General features: G+C 34.4%; 19 protein-coding genes. 5 read left to right on the plus strand and 14 right to left on the minus strand.

Annotation, left to right across the window (positions count from 1 at the left end; all coding sequences use genetic code 11):
• Positions 1-32: 32 nt before the first annotated feature.
• Positions 33-1,406, plus strand: a complete 1,374-nt coding sequence (gene rimK / locus BM296_RS05215) for a 30S ribosomal protein S6--L-glutamate ligase (protein WP_394365303.1) — start codon at positions 33-35, stop codon at positions 1,404-1,406.
• 25 nt (positions 1,407-1,431) lie between these two features.
• Here the strand turns inward: rimK and BM296_RS05220 are convergent, their stop codons facing one another.
• Complete coding sequence (locus tag BM296_RS05220) at positions 1,432-2,379, minus strand: NAD-dependent epimerase/dehydratase family protein (RefSeq protein WP_027065233.1); 948 nt, start codon at positions 2,377-2,379, stop codon at positions 1,432-1,434.
• A 63-nt stretch (positions 2,380-2,442) separates the two neighbouring features.
• Between BM296_RS05220 and BM296_RS05225 the strand changes: the two genes are divergently transcribed.
• Both BM296_RS05225 and BM296_RS05230 read left to right on the plus strand, forming a co-directional pair.
• Positions 2,443-2,943: a hypothetical protein gene (locus BM296_RS05225; protein WP_091901937.1), complete on the plus strand. Its 501-nt coding sequence runs from the start codon at positions 2,443-2,445 to the stop codon at positions 2,941-2,943.
• Positions 2,930-3,421: a nuclear transport factor 2 family protein gene (locus tag BM296_RS05230; protein ID WP_091901939.1), complete on the plus strand. Its 492-nt coding sequence runs from the start codon at positions 2,930-2,932 to the stop codon at positions 3,419-3,421. The genes BM296_RS05225 and BM296_RS05230 overlap by 14 nt, the downstream gene beginning before the upstream one ends.
• Positions 3,422-3,475: 54 nt before the next feature.
• On the opposite strand, the gene BM296_RS05235 is transcribed toward BM296_RS05230, so the two are convergent.
• From BM296_RS05235 to BM296_RS05250, 4 genes are all read right to left on the minus strand, one after another.
• A complete protein-coding gene (locus BM296_RS05235) occupies positions 3,476-4,180 on the minus strand; it encodes a tetratricopeptide repeat protein (protein WP_027065230.1) in 705 nt (234 codons plus the stop codon).
• 136 nt (positions 4,181-4,316) lie between these two features.
• Positions 4,317-4,691 carry a hypothetical protein gene (locus tag BM296_RS05240; protein ID WP_027065229.1) on the minus strand — a complete coding sequence of 125 codons (375 nt, stop codon included), beginning with the start codon at positions 4,689-4,691 and terminating at the stop codon, positions 4,317-4,319.
• Between the two features lie 125 nt (positions 4,692-4,816).
• Positions 4,817-5,626: an SDR family oxidoreductase gene (locus BM296_RS05245; protein ID WP_091901941.1), complete on the minus strand. Its 810-nt coding sequence runs from the start codon at positions 5,624-5,626 to the stop codon at positions 4,817-4,819.
• Complete coding sequence (locus BM296_RS05250) at positions 5,619-7,901, minus strand: M28 family peptidase (RefSeq protein WP_091901942.1); 2,283 nt, start codon at positions 7,899-7,901, stop codon at positions 5,619-5,621. Before BM296_RS05250 ends, BM296_RS05245 begins: the two co-directional genes overlap by 8 nt.
• Positions 7,902-8,021: 120 nt before the next feature.
• Between BM296_RS05250 and BM296_RS05255 the strand changes: the two genes are divergently transcribed.
• Positions 8,022-8,486, plus strand: a complete 465-nt coding sequence (locus BM296_RS05255) for a CBS domain-containing protein (protein ID WP_027065226.1) — start codon at positions 8,022-8,024, stop codon at positions 8,484-8,486.
• A gap of 80 nt (positions 8,487-8,566) precedes the next feature.
• On the opposite strand, the gene BM296_RS05260 is transcribed toward BM296_RS05255, so the two are convergent.
• From BM296_RS05260 to BM296_RS05300, 9 genes are all read right to left on the minus strand, one after another.
• Positions 8,567-8,917, minus strand: coding sequence for a hypothetical protein (locus BM296_RS05260; protein WP_091901944.1), 351 nt, complete (start codon positions 8,915-8,917; stop codon positions 8,567-8,569).
• Complete coding sequence (locus tag BM296_RS05265) at positions 8,918-9,412, minus strand: DUF6265 family protein (RefSeq protein WP_091901945.1); 495 nt, start codon at positions 9,410-9,412, stop codon at positions 8,918-8,920. It abuts the gene before it with no gap.
• Positions 9,413-9,463: 51 nt separating this feature from the next.
• Positions 9,464-9,844 (minus strand): SMU1112c/YaeR family gloxylase I-like metalloprotein, encoded by a 381-nt coding sequence (gene gloA2 / locus BM296_RS05270; RefSeq protein ID WP_394365297.1) that lies wholly within the window; start codon positions 9,842-9,844, stop codon positions 9,464-9,466.
• A gap of 222 nt (positions 9,845-10,066) precedes the next feature.
• Positions 10,067-10,576, minus strand: a complete 510-nt coding sequence (locus tag BM296_RS05275) for an outer membrane beta-barrel protein (protein ID WP_091902952.1) — start codon at positions 10,574-10,576, stop codon at positions 10,067-10,069.
• Between the two features lie 221 nt (positions 10,577-10,797).
• Positions 10,798-11,355: a hypothetical protein gene (locus tag BM296_RS05280; protein WP_091901948.1), complete on the minus strand. Its 558-nt coding sequence runs from the start codon at positions 11,353-11,355 to the stop codon at positions 10,798-10,800.
• Complete coding sequence (locus BM296_RS05285; protein ID WP_091901950.1) at positions 11,355-11,579, minus strand: DUF6500 family protein; 225 nt, start codon at positions 11,577-11,579, stop codon at positions 11,355-11,357. The genes BM296_RS05280 and BM296_RS05285 overlap by 1 nt, the downstream gene beginning before the upstream one ends.
• Before the next feature lie 4 nt (positions 11,580-11,583).
• Entirely contained in the window at positions 11,584-11,775 is a 192-nt protein-coding gene (locus tag BM296_RS05290; RefSeq protein ID WP_027065219.1) for a DUF4177 domain-containing protein, read from the minus strand.
• Between the two features lie 36 nt (positions 11,776-11,811).
• The gene (locus tag BM296_RS05295) at positions 11,812-12,384 is read right to left on the minus strand and encodes a pentapeptide repeat-containing protein (RefSeq protein ID WP_036145757.1); all 573 of its coding nucleotides are present in this window, start codon (positions 12,382-12,384) and stop codon (positions 11,812-11,814) included.
• A 6-nt stretch (positions 12,385-12,390) separates the two neighbouring features.
• Complete coding sequence (locus BM296_RS05300) at positions 12,391-15,546, minus strand: WD40/YVTN/BNR-like repeat-containing protein (protein WP_091901952.1); 3,156 nt, start codon at positions 15,544-15,546, stop codon at positions 12,391-12,393.
• Positions 15,547-15,749: 203 nt separating this feature from the next.
• Here BM296_RS05300 and BM296_RS05305 point away from each other — a divergent pair, with 203 nt between their 5' ends.
• Positions 15,750-18,332 (plus strand): cyclic nucleotide-binding domain-containing protein, encoded by a 2,583-nt coding sequence (locus BM296_RS05305; protein ID WP_027065216.1) that lies wholly within the window; start codon positions 15,750-15,752, stop codon positions 18,330-18,332.
• Positions 18,333-18,342 lie beyond the last annotated feature (10 nt).

The raw sequence follows: 18,342 nt of genomic DNA on the forward strand, positions 1-18,342 counted from the left end.
TAATTCCGGTAAATCGGAGTCAAAAAAAACAAATATTGGATAATTTACAGATTATAGGTAGTGAAGAATGGTGTGTGTTTAATGAGTTAGGCATTCCTGCAATTAAGGCAAGAGTAGATTCTGGCGCAAAAACATCTTCTATTCAAGCAACCAATTTAAAAATAATTATAAAAGGCGGTCATGAATGGGTAAAGTTTGAGGTTAGTCCTTTACAAGAAAACCGAAGTATTGGTATTGAATGTCAAGCAAGATTGGTAGATCGCCGTATGGTTAAAAGCTCATCGGGTATTTCTGAAGAGCGCTTGGTTATTAAAACACCCGTTACAATTGGCGATTCTACTTTTGATATAGAATTGACATTGGCAAATAGAGATACAATGGAGTTTCGCATGCTATTGGGTAGGGAAGCTTTAAATGATCGTTTTATAGTAAACCCAGCTTTAAACTATCAATTACAATCTTTTGAAGACAGTGAGGTAAATAAAAAATACGCTCCTTATTTTAAGGAAAAAACGGGATTGAAAATTGCATTATTGGCAAGTAACCCAAACTTGTATAGCAATAAAAGAATTATGGAAGCCGCTCAAGCAAGAGGTCATGAAATTGATTTTTTAAATGTAGAGCAAGCCTATATGAAACTTGATGCACATTCTCCAGAAATTAGATACCGTGGTGGTATTATTTTAAAGGATTATGATGCGGTTATTCCACGTATTAAGCCTTCAGTAACTTTTTATGGTTGTGCATTAATTCGTCAATTCAACAATCTAGGTGTGTATTGTCAAAACTCTGCAGAGGCTATAACGCAATCTAGGGATAAGTTGTTCGCTTCTCAGTTATTCTCGAAAAATGATATTCATATACCTATAACTGGTTTTGCAAAGTCTCCAATGGATACCAAAGACTTGATTAAAATGGTTAATGGTGCTCCTTTGATTATAAAACTTTTAGAAAGCACTCAAGGTAAAGGTGTTGTTTTAGCAGAAACGAATAAGGCTGCAGAAAGTGTTATTAACGCCTTTAAAAGTGTTAATACTAATATTTTGGTACAAGAGTTTATTAAAGAAGCAAACGGTCAGGATATACGATGTTTCGTGGTAAACGGAAAAGTAGTGGCTAGTATGCAGCGTCAAGCTCAAAAAGGCGAGTTTAGAGCCAATATTCACCAAGGCGGTACGGCTTCTATTATTAAAATAACTGCAGACGAAAAGAAACTGGCTTTAAAGGCAGCAAAGGTTTTAAATCTAGCAGTTGCCGGTGTAGATATTATTCGTTCAAACAAAGGTCCTTTATTGTTAGAGGTAAATTCTTCTCCAGGACTTGAAGGTATAGAAAATGCTACAGGTAAAGATATCGCCAATGCTATGATAGTAGCTATTGAAAAGCGATTGAAGTTTATAATTTAAAAATTAAATAAATTTGAAGAACAGGCTAAACTCTGTTCTTCAAATTTTCTAACATTGTTTCCGTAGTTTTTTGAAGGTTGAATTCTGCCTTCCAATTCCAATCTTTCTGTGCAATTGAATCATCAATACTACTTGGCCATGAATTGGCAATTTCTTGTCTAAAATCTGGCTCGTATGCTATTTTGAATTTTGGGATAACAGTTTTAATGCTTTCCGCCATTTCTTTAGGCGTAAAACTCATTGCAGCTAAGTTATAAGCAGATCGTTCTTTAATTTTTTCTGCAGGGGTTTCCATAATCTGTAACGTGGCGCGTATAGCGTCGTCCATAAACATCATTGGTAAATTAGTGTCTTCTTCTAAAAAACACGTGTATGAGCCTTCAGATAAAGCTTTGTGGTAAATTTCAACTGCGTAATCTGTCGTTCCGCCACCTGGCATAGTTTTCCAACTTATAAGTCCTGGGTAACGAATGCTACGGACATCAACATTAAATTTATTAAAATAATATTCGCACCATCTTTCACCACTCTGTTTACTTATACCGTAAACAGTACTAGGTTCCATAATGGTATTCTGTGGTGTATTCTCCTTTGGAGTAGTTGGTCCAAATACAGCAATACTTGAAGGCCAGAAAATCTTCTCTATTTTTTTCTCCTTTGCTAAATTCAATACATTGAAAAGTGTATTCATGTTAAGATTCCAAGCACGCATAGGAAATTTTTCTGCAGTAGCGCTTAACATCGCCGCCATTAAATAAACCTCTGTAATATCATGATAGGCGATGACCTCTTCTAAGGCATCATAATTGGTGGCATCTAAAATTTCAAACGGTCCAGACTCCATTAAATCGTCGTTACCTTCTCTAATGTCACTTGCAATAATCTGATCATTGCCATATTTTTCTCTAAGTGTTAAGGTAAGTTCTGTTCCTATTTGACCACAGGCCCCAATAATCAATATATATTTTGACATTAAAATTTGCGTTAAATGAATTTGAGATAAAGATACCTTTTCTTAAAATTTGTACATTCGCTTATGTCCAAAATTTTATATTTTTTAGTACTAGTAACCTTGGTCGCATCTTGTAAAGATGCTGTATCGGATACTGCAATTGTTCATGAATCTCGTTGGGAAGATGTTACGGACAGCTTACCAGGTAAGATTAGAGTTGATGCAAAAGCCCAAACCATCTTAAATGATTGGCTTGAATACAATGCATTGGAAAAGAGTTTTGACAAGATATATACTTCTGAATATATAGAGGATTTTGAGCTTGTAATGGATGAGCTGGTTGAGAATCAAAAGAAAATGGAGATGGGTGAATACCCTAAAAAATTTGATATTCAGCAAATAAAAGGGCGTCAGAAAGTATTCAAGACCTATATTTTAAAAACGAAGGGTGATTTGGAGTACAGACAAAACCCTAAGGAATCTATGCTGCAAATGATTACTGCTTTCAACGATTTAAGAAATCAATTTAATGTTGTAATCAATAACACCTTACCAGATGAATTACTCGCAAATGAAGAAAATTAGCCTATTACTAGTTCTTGTTTCAACCGTACTTTTTGCTCAAGATGACAAGAAAACACAGATTATTAAGACATTAGATAATTGGCACGCTGCTGCTGGTACTGCGGATTTTGATACTTACTTTGAACTAATGACCAGTGATGCCGTGTTTATTGGTACTGATGCTACTGAAAATTGGCAACGAGATGAGTTTATGAGTTTTTCTAAACCTTATTTTGATAAAGGTAAAGCTTGGAATTTTACAGCTGTAGAACGAAACATTTATATAGATGACACTGCAGATATAGCTTGGTTCGATGAATTGTTAGACACACAGATGAAAATTTGTCGTGGATCTGGAGTTCTGAAAAAAGAAGATGGAGAATGGAAAGTAGCCCATTACGTATTATCCATTGCCGTGCCAAATGACTTGGTAGATAAGTTGGTAGAACTCAAAACCGAAAAGGATGATGCTCTTTTAAAAGAGCTTAAAACAAACTAATAAAAAAAGCGAATCTTAATGATTCGCTTTTTTTATTTCAATAACACTCGGTTGTTATTTTTTTTCTTCCGGAGCCTCTTTTCTAGAGGTTAAAGCTTGCTTGCTTAAACTTGCCAAATTAAAACTTGGGTCTATTGCTAAAGCTTCGTCCAAGGTAGCAATGGCTTGATCAATATTATTTTTGTCCATGTTATACTGTATAAGTGCCTTAACATGAATGAAAGCTGCTTTCAAAGAAACTTCATAGGGTTGTTGACGCTCATAAAAGGCATATTTCATATCATCTGTTGCATTGGCAATACCATATTCAACATGTTTCATAGCACCAACGTTATCGCCTGTTTGTACTTTTAAGTCGGCTAATTCATAAGCTAAGTAAGCATTAGGCTCTCTTGCATTTAAGGCTTCAAACTGCTCTAAAGCTCTTTTTGGTTGATTTAGCGCTTTTAAAGAAACGGCTTTAACTTGAACCGCTAGGTCAGAATCAGTGTCTAACTTCTCAATGCCAATGATATTTAAAGCTTGTAAGTGCTGATTGTCATTTGCGTAGATATACGCAAGTGTATCATTTCTTTCTTGTGATGGAGATAGAATATTTAAATGGGTAAGTGCATTTATTACACCATCAACATCGCCTTGTAATCGCATTTGATCATAAAAGGCTTCGTAATGTTTTAGTAATTCTGAATTTGTCTGTGAGTATCCATAACTACCGGAGAATAAAACGGCAATGATTACTATTAAAACTGATTTTTTCATTTTTATTGTTCTTTTTAAAGTGCGCTAAACTATTAAAATATTCTGTATGATCTTGTTAAGGAAAGGTTTAAATGTTATAAATGAAAAAAGACGCCTATTAAGGCGCCCTTTTATAACTACTATAACTTTAAATTTTTTAAGCTAATTCTAACCTATTGTTAGATTTTTTGAATGTGCTCAATAACTGTGTGTAAAAACCAATACTCTTATTGTCTTTTTCTACACAAGATATTAGAAACTTACATAAATTATTAAACAATAGATTCGTGTAAAAAGTTGGTAAATAAGTGTTTACCTTTTTAGGATCGTAGAAACTATCATCTTCAATTACCTCCATTTTTATTCTATGGCGGTGATAATCTATTGTTACACTAGTGGCATTATAGTATTTTTTTAATAATGCGATATGTAAATCTTCATACTTTTTAAACCCATTTGGGTTCTTGCAACTTAGGGAGATGAGCTTCTCTAATTCAACCAAAACCTTCTCCCGTAATTTATCTTTCTTCATGATATTATGGTTTTATATTGTTATACAAAGGTATGTCATACGTCGATAAGTAACTGAAAACCAACAATATATTAACGCTGTTTTCGCGTATTTGTTGTCAAAGGAAGGTTTTATGTTGTAAAGGCTTAATTTATAGTTGTAAGAAACTTAAACTTATTAATAAGAAAAGGACTACAAAATGTTATTAATTTATCCGTTTTCCCAGAAGGTGAGGTGTATTGAGGTGCCGCTATACCTCTTTTTAGGGCTTCTTTGGTATAATATTCTTTTTTTGTGGGATGTGCGGGATAGACGGCATTTAGAACATCGTTAAAATGCTGATGTTCTATGATAGTTTTTATAATACCGATACAATCAACTAAATGAATTAAGTTAATAGGTGCATCACCACCAGAAAGGTTCTCTCTTCCAGAAAGCATGGTTACAGGATGCCTGCTTGGACCAATTAAACCTCCAAAACGAATTATAGTGGTTTGTAATTCAGAATCGTTTTTCAATAATTCCTCGCACTGTAATAATTGAATGCCAGACTCTGTATTTGGTTTTGGTTCTGTTTGCTCTGTTATTACACCTTTTGCATCACCATACACTGCTGTACTACTAGCAAATATTATCTTTCTTACCTGAGATTTTTTAATTGCTTTATGTAATAATTCTATTTTTGAAATGTAACTTTCCTTTGGTCCTTTTCCTCTTAATTTGGGAGGAATGTTAATAATTAGAATATTCAACGAATCTAAAAATCCGTCAATATTTCCGGTTATACCATTCTCAGATAGTGAAATATGAAATGGAACAATACCTCTTTCTTTCAGCAGAGCTAATTTTTCTTCTGAAGTAGAAGTACCATTTACTCTATGCCCTTGATCAATTAAACTTTCAGCCAAAGGTAGTCCTAGCCATCCACAACCAATAACCCCAATTCTATTATTCAAATTTTACTTTTTGTATCGTTAATATAGCATCGTTCAAAACAAATGGCATAGGAATTTGATCTTCCTTCCGTTCTGGAATGGTAAACAATGCATTATCAAGAAGGTCGTTAGAAGCTTCATAAATGGTAAGTTCAAATTCCTTGTCTTTAGGTACCTCAAGTGTTATATCTGTATAATTCTTATCGCTAATATAATTGGTTATTAACCTACCGCTATTTCTATTTTGTAGAAAGTGCTCTGATAATTCTACACCATTTACGTTTGCCTTTAATACATCAATATCGTTAGTGAATAATTCTAAACGATTAATTGGTCTATTAGGGGTAATGCAAAGTCGAATGTTACGTATTGCATTAATTACCGTATCTAATTGTACTTCTATGGTAGGTTTTGGGACATTTTTTAGAGGAGCATCATTAGTATATGTAAAATTAGACCCGTATTTACTGCTAATGACCTTTTTGGTAAGTTTATTATCCACGACCTTTTTGGTTATGTATTGTGAGGTCCAATCTGATAGTTGATGCTCATACGTCGCCCACATGGCTTCATCATCATCTACATTTAATACGTACAGTAAACTGGTAGGCTTTGGGCGTTCTTTTGAGAAGCTAGAGTTCATATGGGCAGAAACCATAAGTCCTGCAAACAACAAGAAACTTAGAAATGCCAAAGCACCTTTTTTTCTGTATTTGGTTACTAACGGTAATAGTAAAAAGAAAATCATTGTCGTTAAAAGGGTAGAAGCGACCATCATCTTAAGTCCCAATCCGACCGGGAACATTTGCACTAAGGGCGCGAATATGAACAACGCCGGAATTCCTAGAAAAACCAATAAAAACGGATTTGGATTCTTTTGATTAATATGCACGTAAAAAGCAACTAAGAAACTGTAGAGTGGTATTATAAAAAATGCAGCTCCCTTCAAGTATATAGCTACTAGACCACAAATAAGTATCCAGATGATAAATGGCGCCACTAATAGGTTTGCTGTTTTTATCACTTTAAACCTGTAGTAGGCGTAAAAACAAGTTCCTAATGAAAATAAGGTGAATGCTAAAATATATGCATGACCATTGTAAGTAAATCCGTGTAGAATATCATTGTAAGCTGGGTACACCCATTTTAAAAACGTCCAGCTGTAGTAACCTACAATTCCGTTGATAATCAATGTAAAGAGCACCGGTATAAACCCCTTTAGAATATCTTTTCCTTTTAATACTTTTTTCTTAAATCCGGATATTAGAAGGATTATAAAAAATATGATCGCAAGAATAAGCATAGGCATAATCCAAGTAAATGGATAGGATACCATTTTAAAAAACGGAACATTAAAATATACATTATCATCCAAGCTTTTTAAATTGGTTAGATCAGCATTACTAAAGTGTATTAATAATGGCATTAGGTAACTACCTTGATGTGCTAAGGTCTTTCGGTCTAAACGTTCATAATTATCCATAGCGGTATGGTAGTCAAAATGATCATCTATAAAAGCGAAATTAAACCCCTCAACATCACCCTCTTCTCTAAAAACTGTTAGATCGGTATCATTAGGCAACATTTTATAAATGCTGTATGCAAGTGAATTAGCTACAGGAAACTCAGGATTTGCAGCAATAAATTCAGATATAAGTTTGCTGTTACCTTTGTTCGTTTCCATGAGCATGTAACTTGGGCCACCACTACCACGAGCTTCAAAATTTAAAACAAGACCAACATCTTTCAACCATTCATGCTTGTTAACGAATAAATCTGCACCGTTAAGCCCTAATTCTTCAGCATCGGATATTAGGATGATAATATCGTTCTTTGGGGTTGTATTGGTTTTTAGAAATGCTCTTACACTTTCTAGAATTGTAGCAACGCCACTACCTGCGTCACTTGCACCATGAGAAGAATGCGGACTACTATCATAGTGACTAAGTAATAATAAGGCTTTGCCAGACTCACTACCTTTTATTCGGGCAAGTATATTCTCTGCTTTGCTCAAATTTCCCCAATCACCAGATGTATATCCTTCTTGTAAAGAAGTTTCCAAGCCCAAATTTTTGAGCTCATTGGTAATATAGTTACGTACCGTAGTATGAGCAGGGAAACCAACACCATGCGGTTCTTTTGAAATTTCTTTTACGTGTTGTAATGCCCTATTTGTCGAGAATTCGGTATCGACAACAACTTCATCTGGATTATAATGCGGTAATAAAACTCTAAAACTCCAATAAGTGGCAAGAATAACAAGTAGTAAGGTTAGTACGGTTGGTGTCTTTTTCATGATTACGGTATTCTTTTAATTAAGCATAAAATATTAAAAATAACACTATAAATATTGACTTTTATTAGCAAATGTCAATTATTTTATTATCTTTAGTAATTAACCTCTAAACAAACTATCATGGGAATCAAAAGCTTTCAAGGCGTTAGAAAGGTATTTAAAAAGGAATTTGAAGCCCCAATTTTGGTAGCGGATTACATGACTACTAAGTTAATCACTTTTTCGCCAGAAGAATCAATTTTAGCCGTAATGGAAAAATTTGCCAAACATCGTATTTCAGGTGGACCGGTTTTAGATAAGAACGGTTTTCTCGTTGGTATCATTTCAGAAGCGGATTGTATGAAGCAAATTTCTGAAAGTAGGTATTTTAATCAACCAATTTTAGATAAAAGTGTTGAAAGATTTATGACTAAAACCGTAGAAACCATTCCACACGATATTTCGATTTTTGATGCTGCTGGTATTTTTGCCCAGCACAACAGAAGAAGGTTGCCGGTTATGCGAAATGATATTTTAGTCGGTCAAATTAGTAGAAAAGATATTGTTATTGCAGCCTTAAAACTAAGCGGTCATAACTATAAATAAGAATTTTCTTTTAAAGAGTTATATAAAACACTAAAAGCTTGCCTACTGGAAAGCTTTTGGTGTTTTTAGTAGTCCTTAGCTTATTCCCTTTTCACGATCATATAAAAATCATTGTCTAACGGTAGATATCCTAAATCGTATAAAAAGTAATAGGTAGTGCCTTTTTTGGTTGTGTATAGGTTAGTGACATAATCAAAATCGAATCCTTTATCCAACAAGCGGGTACGTGTTGTTTTTGTCTTACCATCCGTTAATTTGTAACTATCAAGAACGCGGTAATTTTTACGTAGTCTGTTGTTGATGTTTCTAATAAGATTTTTACTATCTGGGTTTACTTTGTTGTTATAGGCATTGCGACAGTAGTCATTGCAGAATTTTTTATCAATTCTACCAATGACCTCTTTACTGCATTCTAAACATTGCTTATTCATCTATTGTCTGTGGTAGTTAAATTTTACTTCGTTTGAAGTTCCGTTTTCATCCCCAACTTCAACATACATATTAATTTCCTTGTCAGATATATATTCAATAGTAAAATCATCAAAATAAAAGCGGTTCTCTTCAACTTTTACTAACTTGAAATCAATGTTTTCATCTCTTTCTTCCCAACCGCTTAAATTGGCATCAAAATGTTTTAGTTGAAGAATTAAAGTGGCATCTATTTCAATTAAATGTCCGAATTCATAAAAGCTTACTTCACCTTTATCAAGTAAACGAAAAGAGAACATCATAGAGCCATCTAATGGTGGACTCCATATTTCTTCTGCAATTCCGCCAAAGGCTTCTCCTTTCCAATGCCCCGCTAACCATTCTATATCGTTTAAAGTTGCGGCAGGGCTCATCATCATACCTTCTTCAAAAGAAATTGTGTTTTGTGACTGTAGTAAACAAGTAGTAGAAAGAAAGAATAGCAATAATAATTTCATGTTATCGTATTTGTAACAAGATACAAATTAAACGTTTACAAACGCCTTTGTTTACTTTTCGTAAAATTCAATAGGAAGGTCGTCAGGATCAGCTATGAATGTAAATCGTTTATTAGTGAATTCATCTATTCGAATAGGTTCTGCAATAACATTATATAGTTTACACTTAGCAATTATATCTTCTATTTTATCCACTTCAAAAGCTATATGTCGTAATCCGCATGATTCTGGTCTAGATGGTCTTTGCGGCGGATTAGGGAATGAAAATAACTCAATGATATATTCGCCCTGTAATGCCAAATCTAACTTGTATGATTGCCGTTCTTCGCGATATACTTCACGAATAATTTCTAAACCTAAGACTTCAGTATAGAAGTGTTTAGAAACCTCGTAATTAGAGCAGATTATAGCGGTGTGGTGTACTTTGTTCATAGTTTTAATTTAGAACCATTTATCTAAGAAATATAATAGAATTACTGTTAGAACAGGAATTCCGCAACAAATAAGAAATAGGGGATACCCTTCTTTAATGCCTTTTGTAATCTTTTTATGGAATTTGCTTTTGAAGAGCATATTAAATTATATAGTTATAAAATAACAAGGGCGGTTTACAAATTTGTAAACCGCCCTTGTTTATTAATATGAAAATTGTTCTTATAACTTATAAGTGATTCCGATTCTACCTCCACTTACAACGTTTCCTCCACCAACTTGAAGGTTAATGGCAAAGTTATCATCAAAGAAATAGCGACCACCTACTTGTAGACCTATGCCAAAATTATCTGCGCCACCATAATCAAAGGTGTCACCATCAAGTTTGGTGCTCCAGCTATAATAACTCAAATTAGCACCTGCATACAAATCCCACTGACTTGGAATTTCAAAAACTTCATTAAAGTGGTAATTACCATTTCCTGTAATACCAAATATAGAACTCTTAAAATCATTACCAAAACCACTACCATGATTGTAGGTTTGATACGATAGTTCGCCGCCAACAGAGATATTTGGTGCTACGCCATATTCTAATCCTGCGTAAATTGGAGTTCCCCATCCAGAAAAGCCAAATCCTGCATTTGCCTGTAATGCCCCTTCTTCTAATGGTGATTGTGCATACGTAAAGCCAATAGTAAATAGGGCTAATAATAAAGTGATTTTTTTCATGGTTAATGTTTTGATTAACAATTAGTTAATTAATGTTGTTTTGATATTTAAAGTGTAAATATCTGCGAAAGATAATTAAATATTTCAATTGTTAAAGTTTTAACCTCGTCAAAATTTAAAGGAGATAAAGGCAAAAGCATATCATAGTTCAGATAGTCATATCTATTTTAAATATTGGTTTTTTGAATGCATTATAAAATTATTTTCTGCCAACCTGAATATTATTCAAGGGCTTCGTACAATTCAATAGCTTTTATATAATTGATTGCGCCTTTCATAGTCATGTCATTAATAAATCCATTTAAAGTCTGGTGATTTAATTCTACCCAATTCTCTAACGAATCTCTTTTTTGTGTCCAATCATTCCAGTTGACGTCAATGTATTCTAACTCTTCAATTCGTGAGATTTTTTCATTCTCAAAGGTTACTTTGACCTTAAATTTTAGTGGGTTGTTTTTTAAAAACTCATTACGAATATTTTTCTGAGTAATTGTAACGATGACATCAGTGTTCTTTTCCTCTAAATCTAAAATCTGATATGAGGGTTTAAATATTGAATCCCATTTAAAAAAAACATGAAAACTGTCATGATTGTAATTGGTGGCAAAATCACCGGAAACTATGGTGATGCTATCATTTATTACCGCATTTAATGCATTGAAATTGCCAGCATCAAATGCGTGGTAATATTGTTTGACTGTTTCTTTGTGGTTTAATTGTAGATTATCGCAACTGGTTAATATACCTATTGTAACCAGTAAAATAAATATGTTTTTCATTATGCGATTTTATCAACTAAAACTAAATCCTTAATTTTTTGTGCTTTTTGAAAATGATCTAATTTGTGCTCTTGAATCCACCAGGTGGCGACTTCCATTAAGAGCTTTGGATTGTCATTTTTGTTCTTGAAAAAGGCATAGAACGAAAGCCCTACGTTTTCTCCTTTTGTAGCAATTTTGGCATCACATACATCAATGATTTTTAGTCTGATTTCTTTGTTCATTTTCCTATTTGGTTTTTTTCTCAAAAATCAATTCAAAATAAGCTGCTTTACCATAACCTGATATTGCAGGAGCAAATATTTGAACAAAACGCCAACCTTCTTTAGCATGGTTCGCTATTATAGTTTTGTAATCAGTATTTGGATTTGTAGTAAATAAACCAGACAAACCTATTTTTACATATTTGTATTCGAACATGGGATATTATTTTAATAATTCAAAAGCAAGTTTTTATCATTTCACAATCTTTAGCTTATACTTCTCTAAAAGTCCACTAAGATTATCGGTAGAGAAAATGGCTCCTGTCATTGTATTGTTTTCTGGGTCAAGACTATAATTGGTAGCGGAACTAAAATCGGCTTTTTGCAGATTGGTTCTTGAAAAGATTGCACGATCTAAATTGCATTCATCGAATTTTGCTTTACTAAGGTCGCAGTCTCCGAAGTCAACCTCGTTAAGTTTGCAAAGCATGAATAATTGCCCTATAAGTTTCAATTCTCTGAAGATTGCAAAGCTTAAGTTACAATCAAAAAAAGACAGGTCCATTAAAAAAGTATTACAGGTGTTGAATGCTAAACCTACAAGCTTACAATGCGAAAATTTCACTTCTTTAAACGTAGTATTAACAATATTTACATTGCTTATATTACAGTCAATAAACTCACATTCCAAAAATGTCTGATTGTTTAAATTTCCTTTAGAGAAATCACATCCTTCAAAAATGCAATTTTCGTATTCCGCCCTTGGTAATGGGGTGTCTGCATATTTTTTTCCTTTAAAAGTTTGATCTAGAATTAATTTATCCACTATTTTTTAATGTTGTTTTTTAGATAATATAATCGCAGGAATTTCTAAACTTTGAAATAGTGAATTATATGCTTTCATTTCAGTATTAATAATTGCGTCGTGTTCTGTTGAAAATGTTCTCCATGTGTTCAACAAGTCAGTTAAACGCTCTTTTGCGCCAGCGGTAACTTTGGGTTCGGCAGCATCAATATAACCTCTTAGATTCAGTAATTGTGCATTCAGTTTATTTTCAAAATTTATAACATCTTGAAAAGTTTTCTGGTTAGGCTGTATCAAATTTTCTTCCCAGATGTTTATTCGTTTTACTAATGAATCTCCTTTCTGTAAAAGTTCTGTAGCTTCCGCATTGCTAGAAAGTAGTTTGTTGTATTGGTTTAATTGAGATTTGGCCGATCGCATATCATTGACAGAGGTGTGTATATTAAACACGGTAGACTCAATGGTCTTCATTATCGCTTGTTGCTCTGCATAATCTACCATGCTAGCGTTTACTTTTGGGTGAGGTAATATGGTAACCATTGTTTCAGTAGTTGATTCCCCTAAAGTTAATTTTAGTTGGTAATCACCAGGACCAACTGTTGAACCATTTAAGCCTCCAAGTACAAATACTTTTTCCACTGAGGGTAAAGCGTTTCTTTTAAAGTCCCAAGTAAAACGATTGTATCCTTTTTTAGATGTTAGTACAGAAGGTTTAGAAGGTCCTCCAGGCCAAGATTTAAAATCTTTATCTTTTTGGTTGGTAATAGTACGTATTACTTCACCATCTTTTAGAACTTCTAGCTTTAGTTCAGTACTGTCTTGTGCTTCACTCAAATAATAGTCAAAAGTTACTCCGCTTTTAGGATTGCTTCCCAATCCAGGAATTGGTTTATAACTTGACCCTCCTATAAACAAATACGTGTCTTTAGGTTTAAAAATATTTACCCTTTGCTTTGGTGTAGTGCTATTCTGTAATGCAGCAAGATCATCTAATATCCAAAAAGCTCTACCTGCAGTTGCCGCCACCAAATCATTATCTTGAATGATAAGATCATTGATAGGGGTTAGTGGTAAGTTTAATTGTAATGGCTGCCAGTGCAATCCATTATTCAAGGAAACGAAAAGTCCTGTTTCCGTACCTGCATATAATAGGCCTTTTACTTTTTTGTCTTCACGAACAACACGTGTAAATGTGTTGTCACCGTTTATGCCATTGACAATTTTTGACCAAGTAGAACCATAGTCGGTAGTCTTGAAAATGTAGTTTCCAAAATCCATCGATTTGTATCTCATCAATACTATGTAGGCAGTCGCTGGGTCATGCGGAGAAACTTCAATACTATTAATTATTCCTTCTTTAATTCCGGTTGGTGTAACGTTCGTCCAATTGGTACCTCCGTCTTTAGTAACGTGTACCAAACCGTCATCACTACCAGACCAAATAACACCTTCTTCATGTGGAGACTCTGTTAAATAGGTGAGCGTATTATATATTTCACCACCTGCGGCTTCATTAGTAAAAGGACCGCCCCCTAAACCATGCTTGTCTTTTTCGTCTCTTGTTAAATCTGGACTAATGACTTGCCAACTATGACCTTCATCTGTTGATTTGAATACTACGTTACCACCATGATAAATAGTTTTTCTATCGTGTGGTGATGTGATAATGGGAGCATTCCAATTATAACGATACCTAGCATCTTCAGGAGAGATGCTTAAACCTAGCTCCGGATACTCTTTTATAGACTTAGACTCTTTTGTTTCTGCATCCCACTTATCAATATTACCTTGATATGTGCCACCGTATATTAGTTTTGGGTTATCTGGGTCAAAAGCTAAAAAGGCACTTTCACCACCGGCGACTGCATACCAATCTTTCCAATCTATACCAGCGTCATTAGTTCTAGAGGCTATCGCAACGGTAGAGTTGTCTTGCTGACCTCCATAGACATTGTAAGGCACTAGGTTATCTGTAATAACTCTATAAAATTGCGCTGTATTTTGATTCTCTTGTGTACTCCAACTTTTTCCGCCGTTGTTTGAAACATTAGATCCACCATCATTTGAATTAATCATACGTTGATTGTTCAAAGGGTCTATCCACAAATCATGATTGTCACCATGTGGAGTTGATAGCGTTGAAAACGATTTCCCCCCATCTATAGATTTTGTTACCGGTGCATTTAGAACATAAACGATATCTTCATTTTGGGTATCTGCAAAAATTTCCATGTAATACCATGAACGTGTAATGTTGATACGGTCTTTATTAATTAAGGTCCATTTTTTACCAGCATCATCTGACCTATAAACGCCTCCTTTTTCTCCTTCGGCCTCTATTACCGCAAAAACGCGTTCTGGATTGGCACGAGAAACAGAAATACCTGCTTTACCCATTTCCTTGGGTAAGCCTTCTGTCAATTGTTTCCAAGTATCTCCACTATCGGTAGATTTATAGATGCCCGAATTTTTTCCACCAGACTCCATGGTCCAAGGAAATCGCCTGTGTTGCCACATAGCGGCATATAGAATGGTTGGGTTGGTCATATCCATTGATAATGCCGATGCTCCTGTGATATTATCTACAAAAAGTACGTTTGTCCAAGTTACACCACCATCTATAGATTTATAGATTCCTCGTTGAGAGGAGGGACCATATTGTGCTCCTTGCGCAGAAACAAAAACAATATCAGGATTGGTTGGATCTATAATAATATCAGAGATATGTCTTGTTTGCTCAAGACCCATATGTTTCCATGTTTTTCCGGCATCGGTAGATTTGTAAACTCCGTCGCCCATAGAAGTCATTACACCTCTTGCGGCATGCTCGCCCATACCGGCTATTATAATATTCGGGTTGCTTTCAGCTACCGATATGGCGCCAACGGTTGCTGTTTTTAAAAATCCGTCAGAGATATTTTTCCAACTAATTCCGTCATCTGTGGTTTTCCAGATTCCGCCACCTACGGTACCCATGTAATATACCATTGGCTGACCAACTACCCCAGTTGAAGCAACACTTCTACCACCTCTAAACGGACCAATATTTCGCCACTTTAACCCTGTATAAAGAGAATCTTCTAGCTTAATTGCTGGTTCGGTTATTTTACTCTTTTTTCTTTGAGATTGTAATGTCAATGGAGCTAAGATAATTAGCACTAGCAGAAGTCTAATGGTTTTCATGGTGTGGCCTGTTTGGTTGTTGAATAAGGGAAGGTAATAAAAGCTTAGGTAAAATGGTAGTACTGAATTTGAATTCGCTATTTCTGATTTTAAAGGGCGAATTTTTATGGTTTTAAACAATATAGATTTATTAAAATGATAAATTGGTTTTAATAGGTCTGCAGTTTCTTTTTTTACTTTAAACTGGCTAAGTTAGAAGCTGTATGGCACACCAGACTAAACTTTTAAAACAAGAATTAAGTACAGAAAAACTAAAAGAATACTTCCCTAACGGGCAAGTCAATACCTATTCTAAAGGATATATAATTAGTTATATCCATAAAAAAGTAAGCACATTTAGGTGGTTATTAGAGGGTGGTGTCAACTATTATATTTCGTTTGAAAACCCAGAGAGCGATATTTTGGTTTGTCAAAATTCAGAGCCTTTTTCCACCATAGGTTTAAATGGTTTTAATACACCGCAAAGGTTTACTTATAAAGCTGTGGTCTCATCGCCAAAAGCTACATTTTTTGAAATACCTTTTATAGCGCTTGAAGCATATTTAAAGAAAGGGCATCAAAACATTCTTTTAAAGAATATAGGTGCTAAATTATATCGTGTTCTACAAACAGCTTTATTAAAGCAGACCGAATTATTGAACCCGGTAAGGTTTCAGCCTTTTGTAGAAGATCGTCAATTCTTTATTTCGCCAGTTGCAGAACACGAAGAGATTGTATCGTTAATGAGACGTTCTCCTTTTCTCGATTATTTTGAAGAGGAAAATCTAATGGCATTGGCAGGCTTGGCAGAACGTAGAGAATATGAACCAGATGAGGTTTTGTATGTACAAGATGGTTCAAGTAATGGTTTGTTTATATTAATTCACGGAGAGGTTACTATAAAACGAATAGAGAATACCATTGAAATTAAGCAACGTTCCATAAAAAATGCTGGCTTTGTTTTCGGTTGGTCATGTTTATTGAAAGAAAAGGATATCTGCTCTGCCATTACAAATACTAAAACATCTGCCTATTTTATTCCTGATGGGGAACTCATGAAATTATTTCGTAAGGATGATGCTTTTGAAGGTCAATTTTTTAAAAGGCTTTTATGGCTAATGGGCAATCAACTTAACGCAGCTTTTGTACGTTATATTGGTTTGTTGGGTGAGCACAGTATAGAAGCGGTTTATCAACTTATTAGTAATAACAAATCTCGCTTATTGTTATCATCTCCATTACATCAAGTACCACACCTATTAAAAAGTAATACTACCAAGCAATTTGCTTATGATGCCTTAATTGGCTTAGTTAAAAAAGGGACTTCTTTAGAGAGACATATTGCGTCTTTAAGTTTAGAGTTGTTAAGCGAAGACCAGAAAGAGCATGAGTTTATCAGTGGGTTACAACAGATATATGAAAATGTTGCAGAAAAGGAAAGTCAGAACCCGAAAATGAACAGGAAAGTATGTGCAGAACTTACCGTAAAGGTTTTTGATAAAGTACCCTACATAATTGAAGGATTGGAGAATTTACCAGAAAGTACCGGTAATATTTTCATTTATAATCATTTGGTAAACGATCAACATTATGTGCTGAATAATAATTTTCAAATAACTCTAGACTCTCATTTTCTAAGTGCCATGGTGTTATATAAAAAATATAATGAACCGGGAATTAGAACAGTTAGAATTGGAAAAGGGCAAGAATACGGACACCAGAATTACTACGATAATTTAGGGTATATCAATGTATACACGCAAGAATCTGAACAGCAAACAGCTACCTGCAAAAAAGAATCTCGAAGTATTTTTTACAGTGAAGCTTCTAAGTACCTTCAAAATGATTATAATCTAATTATTAGTCCAGAAGGAACTTCCTACAGAACAGATGAATCTCCTGGCCCATTTAAAATGGGAGCATTTAAATTAGCCTTGAATACAGTGCCAGAACCTTATATAATACCTGTGGTAATGGTAAATTTTGACCATAGAATAGGTAAGTCGTTATACTACTGTGCTATAAAGGAACCTTTTAAATTGAGTGAAAAAGTGCCTTCTAGAAATAATGCCGATTTGTATGCCTTTGTACAGCAGTATGAAAACAATTATAAAGGATATGTGCAAACTGCGATTAAAAGAGCAGAACAGTTGAATGTGTCATCTTCAGGAGCTGATAGTTTAGAAGAGCCACCTGCTATATGGTGCAATGAAATAAAAAGACTGAAGAGACGTGTTGATAAACTGGAAACGCAAGAAAATCTTATTGCTTTCTACGGTAGTTCGTCTGTGCGTTTATGGGTGAATATGAAGCGTGATTTAAGTCCGTTCAATGTAGTGAATCTTGGCTTTGGCGGATCTACATTTGCGTGGTGTATTCATTATTTCGATGAGATTTTTAAAGAAGCAAATCCTTCAAAAATTGTTTTGTACGCAGGCGAAAATGATTTGAATGATGGTAAGACACCACAAGAAGTATTATCAGGATGTATGGAATTGGTGCAGTTGGTTAAAAACAAATATCCTGATATAGAATTGGCATTAATAAGTTTGAAGCCAAGTGTAGAGCGCGAACATCTAATTCCTTTAATTATGGAAACAAACCTCATGTTGTCCAAGTATTTTATCACCGAACTTAATGCACAATATATCAATGTATTTGCACAAATGATTACTACGGATAATAGACCTATTCCAGAATTATATCTTTCTGACGGATTGCATTTAAATAAGCAAGGCTATGCGCTGTGGAGTACTGCTATTAAAAAAGCACTACAAGCAGCGGATAGCCTTGAACTTGAAATCTAATTATTGTTTG

Source organism: Maribacter stanieri, assembly GCF_900112245.1.
GTDB classification, from domain to species: domain Bacteria; phylum Bacteroidota; class Bacteroidia; order Flavobacteriales; family Flavobacteriaceae; genus Maribacter; species Maribacter stanieri.